The 12,842-nt window shown below is 68.7% G+C and carries 8 protein-coding genes and 1 pseudogene; 5 read left to right on the top strand and 4 right to left on the bottom strand.

The annotated features are described in order from the left end of the window. Positions 1-47: 47 nt before the first annotated feature. Positions 48-797, top strand: coding sequence for an SDR family oxidoreductase (locus tag BST38_RS24710; protein ID WP_083146128.1), 750 nt, complete (start codon positions 48-50; stop codon positions 795-797). A gap of 60 nt (positions 798-857) precedes the next feature. On the opposite strand, the gene pgi is transcribed toward BST38_RS24710, so the two are convergent. After that, complete coding sequence (gene pgi, locus BST38_RS24705; RefSeq protein ID WP_083146127.1) at positions 858-2,507, bottom strand: glucose-6-phosphate isomerase; 1,650 nt, start codon at positions 2,505-2,507, stop codon at positions 858-860. A 50-nt stretch (positions 2,508-2,557) separates the two neighbouring features. On the opposite strand from pgi, the gene BST38_RS24700 reads away from it, so the two are divergent. After that, positions 2,558-4,006, top strand: a complete 1,449-nt coding sequence (locus tag BST38_RS24700) for an NAD-dependent succinate-semialdehyde dehydrogenase (RefSeq protein ID WP_083146126.1) — start codon at positions 2,558-2,560, stop codon at positions 4,004-4,006. Between the two features lie 177 nt (positions 4,007-4,183). Next, on the top strand, positions 4,184-6,199 hold the full coding sequence (locus BST38_RS24695) for an acyltransferase family protein (RefSeq protein WP_110781927.1): 2,016 nt from the start codon (positions 4,184-4,186) through the stop codon (positions 6,197-6,199). 50 nt (positions 6,200-6,249) lie between these two features. On the opposite strand, the pseudogene BST38_RS24690 reads toward BST38_RS24695, so the two are convergent. Beyond that, positions 6,250-6,540, bottom strand: a pseudogene (locus tag BST38_RS24690) (chorismate mutase); the annotation flags it as partial. 736 nt (positions 6,541-7,276) lie between these two features. Here BST38_RS24690 and BST38_RS24685 point away from each other — a divergent pair. Both BST38_RS24685 and BST38_RS24680 read left to right on the top strand, forming a co-directional pair. Next, a complete protein-coding gene (locus tag BST38_RS24685; RefSeq protein ID WP_083146124.1) occupies positions 7,277-8,650 on the top strand; it encodes a hypothetical protein in 1,374 nt (457 codons plus the stop codon). A gap of 98 nt (positions 8,651-8,748) precedes the next feature. Then, positions 8,749-11,106, top strand: coding sequence for a UvrD-helicase domain-containing protein (locus tag BST38_RS24680; RefSeq protein WP_083146123.1), 2,358 nt, complete (start codon positions 8,749-8,751; stop codon positions 11,104-11,106). Here BST38_RS24680 and BST38_RS24675 read toward each other — a convergent pair whose 3' ends face one another. Both BST38_RS24675 and BST38_RS24670 read right to left on the bottom strand, forming a co-directional pair. Further along, on the bottom strand, positions 11,107-11,679 hold the full coding sequence (locus tag BST38_RS24675) for a hypothetical protein (protein WP_083146122.1): 573 nt from the start codon (positions 11,677-11,679) through the stop codon (positions 11,107-11,109). It lies immediately after the preceding gene. After that, complete coding sequence (locus tag BST38_RS24670) at positions 11,680-12,735, bottom strand: M23 family metallopeptidase (RefSeq protein WP_083146121.1); 1,056 nt, start codon at positions 12,733-12,735, stop codon at positions 11,680-11,682. Positions 12,736-12,842: the final 107 nt, after the last annotated feature.

The following is a 12,842-nucleotide window of genomic DNA, read 5'->3' as shown; positions in this document are numbered from 1 at the left end:
GCGCTCGGGATTACTCGTCACCTGTGTAACTCGGTTATCCTGCCCGCATGACTCGGCAGAAGATCTTGATCACCGGTGCGAGCTCGGGCCTCGGTGCCGGCATGGCCCGCCAGTTCGCCGCCAAGGGTCGCGACCTGGCGTTGTGCGCCCGCCGCGTCGACAATCTCGACGAGCTCAAGGCCGAGCTGCAGGCCCGCCACCCGAACATCAAGGTCGCGGTCGCCGCGCTTGACGTGAACGACCACGAGCAGGTACCGAAGGTCTTCAACGAGCTCAGCGACGAACTCGGCGGCATCGACTGCGTGATCGTCAACGCCGGCATCGGCAAGGGCTACCCGCTCGGCGGCGGCAAGATGTGGGCCAACAAGGCCACTCTGGAGACCAACCTGGTCGCGGCGCTGGTGCAGATCGAAACCGCGCTGGAAATCTTCAAGGCCGCCGGTAAGGGTCACCTGGTGCTGGTGTCCTCGGTGCTCGGCAATGTCGGTGTTCCCGGGTTCAAGGCCGCCTACTCCGCGAGCAAGGCGGGCGTCACCTCGCTCGGAGAATCGCTGCGGGCCGAGTACCCGTCGGGCCCCATCAAGATCACGGTGCTGGAACCCGGCTACATCGAGTCGGAGATGACCGCCAAGTCCAACTCCACCATGCTCATGGTCGACAACGAGACCGGCGTGAAGGCCATGGTCGATGCGATCGAGAAGGAGAAGGGCCGCGCCGTCGTCCCCGGGTGGCCGTGGTGGCCGCTGGTCGAGGTGATGAAGGTGCTGCCCCCGCGCTTCACCAAGTACTTCGCCTGACGCGATTTCGGCGTAGTTGGTCAATGTGACGTTGACGAACTGCGCCGAAATCGCAGCGACTCAGGCCGAGCGGCCCCGCTCGGCCCGATAGCGCCGCACCAGGGCGTCGGTCGACGAATCGGACTGTGCTGCAGGTGATTCGGCGTCGGTGATCACCGGAAGCAGTGCCTTGGCCTGCGTCTTGCCGAGCTCGACACCCCACTGGTCGAACGAGTCGATGCCCCAGATCACGCCCTCGACGAACACCTGATGCTCGTAGAGCGCGACGAGCTGACCCACCACCGACGGTGTCAGCTTCGTCGCCAGGATCGACGTGGTCGGCCGGTTACCGGGCATCACCTTGTGCGGCACCACATTCGACGGTGTGCCCTCGGCAGCTATCTCCTCGGAGGTCTTGCCGAACGCCAGCACCTGCGTCTGGGCGAAGAAGTTGCTCATCAACAGGTCGTGCATGCTGCCGGTGCCGTCGGCGGTCGGCAGATCGTCGGTCGGCTCGCTGAACCCGATGAAATCCGCCGGGACCAGCCGGGTGCCCTGGTGCAGCAACTGGTAGAACGCGTGCTGGCCGTTGGTGCCCGGCTCGCCCCAGAAGATCTCGCCGGTGCCGGTGTGCACCGGGGTCCCGTCGGCCTGCACCGACTTGCCGTTCGACTCCATCGTCAGCTGCTGCAGATAGGCCGCGAAACGCGCCAGATCGTTCGAATACGGCAGCACCGCACGGGTTTCGGCGCCGAAGAAGTTGCTGTACCACAGCCCGATCAGGCCCAGCAGCACCGGCGCGTTGGCGTCCAGCGGCGCGGTCCGGAAGTGCTCGTCGACCAGATGGAAGCCGGACAGGAACTCCGCGAAACGCTCCCGCCCGATCACCGCCATCACCGACAGCCCGATCGCGGAGTCGACCGAATACCGTCCGCCGACCCAGTCCCAGAAGCCGAACATGTTGTCGGTGTCGATGCCGAACTCGGCGACCAGCTTCGCATTCGTCGACACCGCGACGAAGTGCTTCGACACCGCGTCATCACCGAGGGCCTCGGTGAGCCACCGTCGCGCCGCGGTCGCGTTGGTCAACGTCTCCAGTGTCGAGAACGTCTTGGACGCGATGATGAACAGCGTCGTGGCCGGCTCGAGCCCGGCGAGCTTGGCGACCAGGTCGGCCGGATCGACGTTGGAGACGAACCGCGCCGAGATGCCGGCGTCGGAGTAGTGGCGCAGTGCCTGGTCGACCATCACCGGCCCCAGATCAGAGCCGCCGATGCCGATGTTGACCACCGTGGTGATGCGTTCACCGGTGGCGCCGCGCCAGTCCCCGCTGCGCAGCCGGTCGGTGAACTCGCCCATCCGGTCCAGCACCTCGTGCACATCGGCGACCACGTCCTGACCGTCGACGGTCAGCGACGCATCGCGCGGCAGCCGCAACGCGGTGTGCAGCACCGCCCGGTCCTCAGAGGTGTTGATGTGCTCGCCGGCGAACATCGCGGCCCGCTTGGTCTCCAGCCCGGCGGCGCGGGCCAGATCGACGAGAAGCGACAGCGTCTCCGCGGTGACGCGGTGCTTGCTGTAGTCGATGTACAGGTCGCCGACGGTCATTGCGAACTCGGAGCCCCGTCCCGGGTTCTGGGCGAACAGCGCACGCAGATCCGTGGCGGCGATTTCGTCGTGATGTCGGGACAGTGCCTGCCATGCCGGTGTCGCGGTGATGTCAGAACCCATGTGAAGAACCCTAGTGCGGGCCGGCGGACGAAGGGGTAAATGATGAAGGTATGGATACTTCCGCGCTGCTGGCATCGGTACCGACGGGCCTGTGGATCGGTGGTGAGCAGCGCGAGGCCGCGAGCCGGTTCGACGTGCTGGATCCCAGCGACGACACGGTGCTGACGTCGGTCGCCGACGCCACCGCCGACGACGCGCGGGCGGCGCTGGACGCCGCATGTGCCGTGCAGGGGGAGTGGGCCGCGACGCCGGCGCGCAAGCGCGGCGAGATCCTGCGGGCGGTCTTCGAGACCATCACCGCCCGCGCCGACGACATCGCCGCGCTGATGACCCTGGAGATGGGCAAGGTGGTCGCCGAGAGCAAGGGCGAGGTCGCCTACGGCGCCGAGTTCTTCCGCTGGTTCGCCGAGGAGGCCGTGCGCATCGAGGGCCGCTACACCGCGGCTCCGGCGGGCACCGGCCGCATCCTGGTCACGAAGCAGGCCGTCGGCCCCTGCTACGCGATCACCCCGTGGAACTTCCCGCTGGCGATGGGCACCCGCAAGATGGGCCCGGCGTTCGCCGCCGGCTGCACGATGATCGTCAAGCCGGCCCAGGAGACGCCGCTGACGATGCTGCTGCTGGCCAAGCTGATGGACGAGGCCGGCCTGCCCAAGGGCGTGCTCTCGGTGCTGCCGACCAGCAGCCCCGGCCCGGTCACCGAGGCGCTGATCAACGACGGCCGGCTGCGCAAGCTGACCTTCACCGGGTCGACCGGCGTCGGCAAGGCACTGGTGAAGCAGTCGGCGGACAAGCTGCTGCGCACGTCGATGGAGCTCGGCGGCAACGCGCCGTTCATCGTGTTCGACGACGCCGACGTCGACGCGGCGGTCGACGGCGCGATCCTGGCCAAGATGCGCAACGGCGGTGAGGCCTGCACCGCGGCGAACCGGTTCCATGTCGCCAACGCGGTGCGCGAGGAGTTCACCGACAAGTTCGTCAAGCGGATGAGCGAATTCACCCTCGGCAAGGGCCTCGACGAGAAGTCCACGCTGGGCCCGCTGATCAACTCCAAGCAGGTCGCCACCGTCACCGAGCTCGTCTCGGACGCGGTCTCGCGCGGTGCCACCGTCGCCGTCGGCGGCGTCGCCCCCGGCGGTCCGGGGAACTTCTACCCCGCCACCGTGCTGACCGACGTCCCCGCCGACGCCCGCATCCTCAAAGAAGAGGTGTTCGGTCCGGTCGCCCCGATCGCCGGGTTCGACACCGAGGAAGAGGGCATCGCCGCGGCCAACAACACCGAATACGGCCTGGCCGCCTACGTCTACACGCAGTCGCTGGATCGGGCGCTGCGGGTCGCCGAGGGCATCGAATCCGGCATGGTCGGCGTCAACCGCGGCGTGATCTCCGATGCCGCCGCACCGTTCGGCGGCATCAAGGAGTCCGGCTTCGGCCGCGAGGGTGGTACCGAGGGCATCGAGGAGTACCTCGACACGAAGTACATCGCGCTCACGAAGTAGCGCGAGCTGGGGGTCACCTCCCGCCCGCGAGCAGGCGCGAACTCGCATGACACGCGCGCGACTCGCCCGAGTTTGTGTCTGCTCGGCCGAGATCTCGGGACCCCCGCGCGCCTTCCGGATCCGCTGCCCGCGCGCCCATAGACTTCGTTGCTCGGACAGCGAGGAGGACCGCCGACAGTGACAGCCGTGAGTGCGGCGCCGATACGCGTGGGCCCGCGGCGGTATGTCGGGCCGGGGCAGTCGATCCCGGCGCTCGACGGTATCCGGGCGATCGCCGTCGCGTTGGTGCTCGCCGACCACGGCGGCGTCCCCGGTCTGTCCGGCGGCTTCCTCGGCGTCGACGTCTTCTTCGTGCTGAGCGGATTCCTGATCACCTCGCTGCTGCTCGACGAGATCGGCCGGACAGGCCGAATCGGCTTGAAAGGCTTCTGGGTTCGCCGGGCCCGCCGGCTGCTGCCCGCACTGGTGGTCATGGTGCTGTCCGTCGTCGCGCTGCGGGAACTGTTCTCACCGGAGTCCACCGCGACCCTGCGCGAGGACGCCGTGGCGACCCTGTTCTGGATGTCGAACTGGGTGTTCGTCGCGCAGCGCACCGACTACTTCTCCCAGGGGGCGCCTCCGTCGCCGCTGCAGCACACCTGGTCGCTGGCGGTGGAGGAGCAGTACTACGTGCTGTGGCCGCTGCTGATCGCCGGGGTCATCGCCGCGCTCGGCGCGATCGCGTACCGGCGCGGGGTGACGTTGTCACAGCGCGCGGTGCGCACGACGGTGTTCGTCCTCGCGACCGGCGGCGTCGTCGCGTCCGCAGCCGCGACGATGGCACTGAGTTCGGACGCGACACTCAACCGCGTCTACTTCGGCACCGACACCCGCGTCCAGGCGCTGCTCGTCGGCGCCGCCGCGGCGGCGTTGCTGGTCCGGGACTGGCGCGGACTGACCGCCGGACTGGAGATGTTCCGGTCCCGCTGGGCGCGCTGGGTGGCGTGGACGCTGCCGGTGATCGGCCTCGTGGTGCTGTTCCTGGCCGCACGCATCGCCACGGGCAGCGTCGAGGAGTTCCGCAGCGGACTGCTCATCGTCGTCGCGCTGGCCGCGATCCTGGTCATCGCGCCGGTCGCCCTCGCCCAGGAAGGCCCGGTCGCGCGACTGCTGTCGGTCGGCCCGCTCGTCGGGCTCGGTGCGATCTCCTACGGCGTGTACCTGTGGCACTGGCCGATCTTCCTGCTGCTCAACGGTGAACGCACCGGAACCTCGGGCTGGCAGCTGTTCGCGCTGCGCTGCGCTGCGACGGTGGCTGTCGCGGCGGTCTCGTGGTGGGCGATCGAACAACCGATCCGGGAGTGGCGCCCGGCGTTCGTGCCGATGCTGCCGCTGGCCGGGGCGACCGCGGCGACGGCCGCGGTGGTCGCGATGACGGTATTGCCGGTGCGGGTGCTCCCCGAGACCCCGCAGCCAGGTCCGATGATCGACAACGCCGCACTGGTGGCGCCCGAGATCCCGGTGGAGGTGACGCGTGCGCCGAAACCGCTCGCGCCGGGAGATCTGCGGGTGGCGGTGTTCGGCGACTCGATCGCGTGGACGATGATGCGCTACCTGCCCGATACGCCAGGGCTGGACTTCTCCGATTTCACCACCATCGGGTGTGGCATCGCGCGCGGCGGGCCCTACGAGTACGTCGGACAGGAACTGCCGCAGAAACCGGAGTGCGACGAATGGCCGGCGCGGTGGGCGCAGCGGATCGGCTACGCGAAACCCGACGTGGTGCTGCTGATGGTCGGGCGGTGGGAGGTCGTCGACCGGATGAACGAGGGTTCCTGGACCCATATCGGCGAGCCTGGCTACGACGCGTACCTCGAAGGCGAACTCAACCGTGCACTCGACATCCTCGGTTCCACGGGTGCGCGACTGGTCGTCGCGACCGAGCCGTACAACCGGCGGGCCGAGAAGCCGGACGGCAGCCTCTATCCGGAGGATCAGCCCAAACGCGTCGAGCGCTGGAACACCATGGTGCGCAACGCCGTCGAGAAGCGGCCCAACGCGACGGTGCTCGACCTGAACAAGAAGCTCAGCCCCAACGGGTACTACCAGACGAAGGTCGACGGGCTCCGGGTGCGCAGCGACGGCGTGCACCCGACCCCGGAAGCAGTCGAATGGCTGACCCCGTGGCTGGTCGAGGCGCTCAAGACGAAGTGATTCGGGTGTAGTTGGTCATGCTGACGTTGACGAACTACGCCGAAATCGCGTCAGTGGCCGAGGCGTCCGCGGCCGAGGCGCAGCAGCAGCATCGCGAGGTTCTTGCCTTCCTCGCCGAGCACGCTGTAGCGCTCGATGACCTTCATCTCCCGGCTGTGCACCAGACGGGTGCCGCCGGAGGCCATCCGGGCCTTGCCGATCATCTGGGACACCTCGGTGCGGCGCTGAATGGCCTCGAGGATCGTCGCGTCGAGGCGGTCGATCTCCTGGCGCAGCTCGTCGATATCGGGCAACTGGGCGGTTTCCGTCCCTGCAGGCGTGGTCATCTTGGTCTCCGATTCTCGTTGTGTCGGCCCTGATCGCTCCGCTGTCGGGCCTCAACAAAGAGACGAGCCCCGGATCGCAGAAGCGGACCGCGGGGCTGATGGGAAGCAGCTATGCCACGGGCACCGCGGATCGGTACCCGTAGAAAAATCGCCACTGCGCGTAAAGCACCTGGCCAGTGTGCCACCAGCGGCCGATGTGGTGCAAAGAGCCGCCCGGAGAACCGATGGAGACGATCGCTCCGGCGGGTGCGTATTCGTATCGCGGATCACGATTTCGCTGGATGTCCGCTCTGTGCGCCCGCGCGCTGCTCCAGACGGACAATTCCGACTTTTCTCCACCGAAAGCGTTTGCTGTCGACGCGCTCGTAGATATTGTTCGCGGTAGCGGATGTGCTCGACATCACCACGGGGGTTGGGGGACTCACCAGAACGCCGGCGTGTGCGCCGGACGGGCCGACGGGCCGGGGTCAACGCTGCGCGCGAGCCTGGGTGAAAGTTTGCTTTAAACAATCAACTGTTTGCTGCTTCAATCAGTGAGGGTCTGGGCGCCCCGCGGAGCCATGGATAAAGCAGTGCAACCACGCGCATTTAGCTTCTGACCCAGCGCGGCGAGAATCCCCATCAACAGATCTGAGTGTTTGCCTGACGATTAGCCAGCTGGGAACTTACTGTGCATTTGGCGCGGGAACGTCCCGGCGCACACCATCCCGCCACAGCAGCTCGGCGGGCACGAAACAGTTGGGGGTCTTCAATGGCGAAACTCGCGCACTCGGGGTCGGCGGGCTCGGTCCGTCGCTGCTTGGCGGTGGGGATGTTCGGCACCGCGATGGTCGGTGCCGGAATCGGGCTGACGACGGGGGCGGACACCGACCGCGCGCCCCGCGTCGCGATGGACGTGCAGCTGGTCTCGACCGAGTCGGCGCTCGCGCCGGAATGCCTGACCGGGGTGGCGCAGAACTGTGTGACGCTGCTCGGCTCCGGCGGGAATCCCACCCCGCCGGCGCTCGCGTCGGCCAACCCCGCGTTGCGGCCCGTCATCGGCCCCGGCGGATGGCTGATCGGTAACGGGTTCGACGCCGCCGAGGACTGCGAGGGCAGCGCGTGCCGTGGCGGCAACGCCGGCCTGCTCTGGGGCAACGGCGGCGACGGCCGCTACGGCTGGGACGGCGGTAACGCCGGGTTCCTGTTCGGCAACGGCGGTGACGGCGGCAACGGACTCGACGCCTCCTACGACGAAGAGACCGGCGAGAAGTGGGCCGCCACCGACGGCGGCAACGGCGGCCGCGGCGGAATCCTGTTCGGTAACGGCGGCTGGGGCGGTTACGGCGGCGACGACGTCAACGAGCTGGAGTACGAGGATCCGGAGGACAACGACGCCGAAGGCGGTTGGGGCGGCAACGGCGGCCGAGGCGGCCTCTTCGGCGGCAACGGTGGCGATGCCGGCTACGGCGGAGATGCGGAGTCCTACTACGGCAATGCCTACGCAGGTGAAGGCGGCACCGGGGGGAACGCGGTCGTGGGCGCCGGCGGCCAGGGCGGCGACGGCGGCCGGGGCATCGCCTATGAGGACGGCACCATCGCGTGGGGCGGGAACGCCGGCCAGGGCGGATTGACCTACGTCGGCGACGGCGGCGACGGTGGCACCGGCGGCGACGGCTGGGCCTACGACGACGCCGACGCGGTCGGCGGGGACGGTGGTGGCGGCGGTGCCACCTACGTCGGCGACGGCGGCTGGGGCGGCAACGGCGGTGTCGGCGATGCCGACAACGGCCAGGCTGAAGGCGGACACGGCGGTGACGGCGCGTACGCGGGGATCATCGGCAAGGGTGGCCGCGGCGGCGACGGCGGCCTCGCCATCGTCCTGGGCGACGACGAGGATGTCTCCGACGAGGATGCGTACGGCGGCGACGGGGGCGACGGCGGTCGCGGCGGCATCTTCTTCGGCAAGGGCGGTGACGGCGGTGATGGCGGTGACGCCACCATCCCGGCCGAGCCGGGTGGGACCGGCGAGGCCACCGGCGGCGTCGGCGGAACCGGTGGTTCCGGGGGGCTCGGCGGCAGCTCGGGTGCCGACGGAGCCGACGGCACCGCGGGCCGCATCGGGGACTCGGGCGACGACGACTAACTGGTGTGCGCAGGCCCCGGGTGACGCGGACACCCGCGCCACCCGGGGCCTCGCGCCATGGCGGCGATGTCCGCCCGCAGCGGTAAGTTGGGTGCGACATGAGTGTGCACCTGACGCTGAACGACGCCACGCCGATGACCGGCGACGACCTGCTCGAAGGCCTGAACCCGCAGCAACGCCAAGCGGTGCTGCACGAGGGCACCCCGCTGCTGATCGTCGCGGGCGCCGGCTCGGGCAAGACGGCGGTGTTGACGCGGCGCATCGCGTATCTGCTCGCCGCGCGCGACGTCGGCGTCGGGCAGGTGCTGGCGATCACCTTCACCAACAAGGCGGCCGCCGAGATGCGCGAGCGCATCGTCGGGCTCGTCGGGCCGCGGGCCCGCAACATGTGGGTGTCGACGTTTCACTCGACGTGTGTGCGGATCCTGCGCAACCAGGCCTCGCTGCTGCCCGGGCTGAACTCCAACTTCTCGATCTATGACGCCGACGACTCGCGGCGGCTGCTGCTGATGATCGGCAAGGACATGGGCCTGGACACCAAGCGGCATTCGCCGCGGCTGCTGGCCAACGCGATCTCGAACCTGAAGAACGAGCTGATCGGCCCCGCACAGGCGGCCGCCGAGGCCTCCGAGGCCGCCGACGACCTGGCCCGCATCGTCGCCGACGTCTACGGCGAATACCAGCGCAGGCTGCGCGCCGCCAACGCGTTGGACTTCGACGACCTGATCGGGGAGACGGTCGCCGTGCTGCAGGCCTTCCCGCAGATCGCGCAGTACTACCGGCGCCGGTTCCGGCACATCCTGGTCGACGAGTACCAGGACACCAACCACGCGCAGTACGTGCTGGTACGCGAGCTCGTGGGAACGGCCGCCTCGGACGACAATCCCGACGGGGTGCCGCCCGCCGAGCTGTGTGTCGTCGGCGACGCCGACCAGTCGATCTACGCGTTCCGCGGGGCGACGATCCGCAACATCGAGGACTTCGAGCGCGACTTCCCCAACGCCACAACGATTCTGCTGGAGCAGAACTACCGCTCCACACAGACCATCCTGAACGCGGCGAACTCGGTGATCTCCCGCAACACCGGCAGGCGCGAGAAGCGGCTGTGGACCGACGCCGGTGAGGGCGAGCTGATCGTCGGGTACGTCGCCGACAACGAACACGACGAGGCACGCTTCGTCGCCCAGGAGATCGACTCGCTGTCGGACTCCATCCCGGGCTTCTCCTACAACGACGTCGCCGTCTTCTACCGCACCAACAACTCCTCGCGGGCGATCGAGGAAGTCTTCATCCGCGCCGGCATCCCGTACAAAGTCGTCGGGGGAGTGCGCTTTTACGAGCGCAAGGAGATTCGCGACATCGTCGCCTACCTGCGGGTGCTCGACAACCCCGGGGACGCGGTCAGCATGCGCCGCATCCTCAACACCCCGCGCCGCGGCATCGGTGACCGCGCCGAGGCCTGCGTGGCGGTACACGCCGAGAACACCGGCCTGAACTTCAACGACGCGCTCGCCGACGCCGCCGCGGGCAAGGTGCCGATGCTGAACACGCGCTCGGAGAAGGCCATCGCCGGTTTCGTCGCACTGCTCGACGAACTGCGCGGCGGTCTCGACGGCGAGCTCGGCGACCTCGTCGAGACGGTCCTCGACCGCACCGGCTACCGCGCCGAGCTTGAGTCCTCCAGCGATCCGCAGGACCTGGCCCGGTTGGACAACCTCAACGAATTGGTCAGCGTCGCACACGAATTCAGTACCGATCTGGCCAACGCGCGCGCACTGGCCGAAGCCGACGACGCGCAGGGTGCCGACGCCGCGGACGAGGACGTCCCCGACACCGGTGTGCTCGCGGCGTTCCTGGAGCGGGTGTCGCTGGTCGCCGACGCCGACGACATCCCCGAACACGGCTCGGGGGTGGTGACGATGATGACGCTGCACACCGCCAAGGGGCTGGAGTTCCCGGTGGTGTTCGTGACCGGCTGGGAGGACGGCATGTTCCCGCACATGCGGGCCCTCGGCGATCCCGCCGAACTCTCCGAGGAACGGCGGCTGGCCTATGTCGGGATCACCCGCGCCCGTCAGCGTCTCTACCTCAGCCGCGCGAAGGTGCGTTCGTCGTGGGGACAGCCGATGCTCAACCCCGAGTCGCGCTTCCTGCGGGAGATCCCCCCGGAGCTCATCGACTGGCGCCGCACCGAGGCGCCGGCGTCGTCGTTCTCCGCGCCGGTCGGCAACGCCGGCCGCTACGGCACGCCGCGGCCGTCACCGAACCGTCCGGCGGCGGGGAAGAGGCCGCTGATCGTGCTCGAGCCGGGCGATCGCGTCACCCACGACAAGTACGGGCTGGGCCGGGTCGAAGAGGTCTCCGGCGTCGGCGAATCGGCGATGTCGCTGATCGACTTCGGCAGCGCGGGCCGGGTGAAGCTGATGCACAACCACGCGCCGATCTCGAAGCTCTAGTCAGTCGGTGCGGCTCCACCGCGCCGTGCCGGGCAGCGCGGCGGAAACGATCGACGCCGCGGGCAACAGCGGCAGTGCGTAGACCGGTGCCGGCAGCGCCGCCCCGGCGACGAAAAGGCCGGCGAAGATCAGCAACGCGATCACCGCGCCGACCACGATCAGCAGGCGCGCGGTGCGCCTGCGCAGCAGCAGCGCGATCACCCCGCTGATCGACGCGGCGGCCGACACCGCCGCCAGGAAGCCCATCGCGATGCAGAACAGTGGATCCGTCGCCCACCAGCCGGTGATCAGGTCGGTCGCGATCACGGCGGTGCCCCACCCCGACACGATGCTCAAGACCGTCGTCGCGATCGCGAACCTCGGGTCGGGCGCGGTGGGCCCGATGTGCGGGACGGCCTGGGTGGCGGGCTCAGAAACAGGCCCGGCGAGGATGGGGAGGGCGCCCGTGGGGTGACGCCGCAGGATGCCCGTCGGTGGATCAGCGGAGGCGCTGACGGGCTGCGAACCGGTGTTCAGCGGCGCGCGGCGGAGTATCCGCGTCTCTTCGGTGGAATCAGAAGACTCGTCGGCCACTCAGCCAACGTAGCCGCCGGGGGAGAGCCCCCGCTTGGCCAGCCAGCCGACCGGGTCGACCCGGTCGGTGCCGTTGAGGTGCACCTCGAAGTGGCAGTGCGGACCGGTGGAATTGCCGGTGTTGCCCATCTTGGCGATCTGGTCGCCGGCCATCACCCGCTCGCCGACGTTGACCAGGACCGAGCTGTTGTGGCCGTAGAGCGTGACGGTTCCGTCCGCGTGGCGCAGCTTCACCAGGTTGCCGTAGCCGCCCTCCGGGCCCGCGGCGATCACGACGCCGTCGGCGGCGGCCTGAATCGGTGTCCCGATCGCGTTGGCGATGTCGATGCCCGCATGCAGGACACCCCAGCGGTAGCCGAAGCCCGACGTCCACACGCCGGTGGTCGGCATCGCGAACTGGGGCTTGGTGAGGCGGGCTTCGCGCTCGGCGCGTTCCTGGGCGAACGCCGCGGCCTTGGTGATCTCCTCGGCGTGCACGATCGAATTGGAGGCCGGGGCGACGGAGATGACCTGCATGCCACCCTCGGACCCGGTGATGACGGTTCCGTCGCCGAGCGTGGTCTGATCCGCCGCGAGCACGGTCTCGGCAGGTTCGGCGGCAGCGTTCTTGGTCATCGTGTACGCGCCGGCGGCGGTTGCTCCGACAGCCATCGCCGCGACCACCAGGCGGCCCTTCACCGGCACTTCCTGCTTGCGATGCTGGCCTTTACGGGCCCGCATATCGATCTTGTCGGTCTTTGCTGCGCCGTCACTCAAATCGGTGTGGCTGTCGCGGTATGCGCGGGAGGCGGAGCGGCGCTCGGCGGCGGGATCGGCGCGGAACTCGCTCGGAACGACGAGATGCACCGGTATCGGATCGTCGTCGTCGAACAGGTCGTCGAGTTCGGGGGCGTGGATCACTTCGGTGTCGCGGTCAAAAGGCCCCTGCGACAAAGAATCTGCGCAGTCAAGATCGGCGAACTCGCCGAAGGCGTCGAACGGGATGATCTCGGTGACCTCAGTTGAGCCGGGCGTCGTGGAGGCCTCGCGGGAGCGGGGCAGACGATGCTGAGGCAACCTGAAAAGTCCTTAACGTTCGGGGAGTCGTCGTGATCAGACCGTTACTTAGACCAGTGGACGTTAACCAAATTCCAATACGAGTGGCAACCCGAGACGATATTCCC

It is taken from the genome of Mycolicibacterium parafortuitum, assembly GCF_002086815.1.
Taxonomy (GTDB): Bacteria; Actinomycetota; Actinomycetes; order Mycobacteriales; family Mycobacteriaceae; genus Mycobacterium; species Mycobacterium parafortuitum.
The sequence above is the reverse complement of the archived record's forward strand: the minus strand, read 5'-3'. Positions and strand labels throughout refer to the sequence as shown.

Coding starts and splice junctions, on each gene's coding strand:
- pgi (WP_083146127.1), bottom strand. CDS start 2,507: ATGGGTTCTGACATCACCGCGACACCGGCATGGCAGGCACTGTCCCGA.
- BST38_RS24680 (WP_083146123.1), top strand. CDS start 8,749: ATGAGTGTGCACCTGACGCTGAACGACGCCACGCCGATGACCGGCGAC.
- BST38_RS24700 (WP_083146126.1), top strand. CDS start 2,558: ATGGATACTTCCGCGCTGCTGGCATCGGTACCGACGGGCCTGTGGATC.
- BST38_RS24710 (WP_083146128.1), top strand. CDS start 48: ATGACTCGGCAGAAGATCTTGATCACCGGTGCGAGCTCGGGCCTCGGT.
- BST38_RS24685 (WP_083146124.1), top strand. CDS start 7,277: ATGGCGAAACTCGCGCACTCGGGGTCGGCGGGCTCGGTCCGTCGCTGC.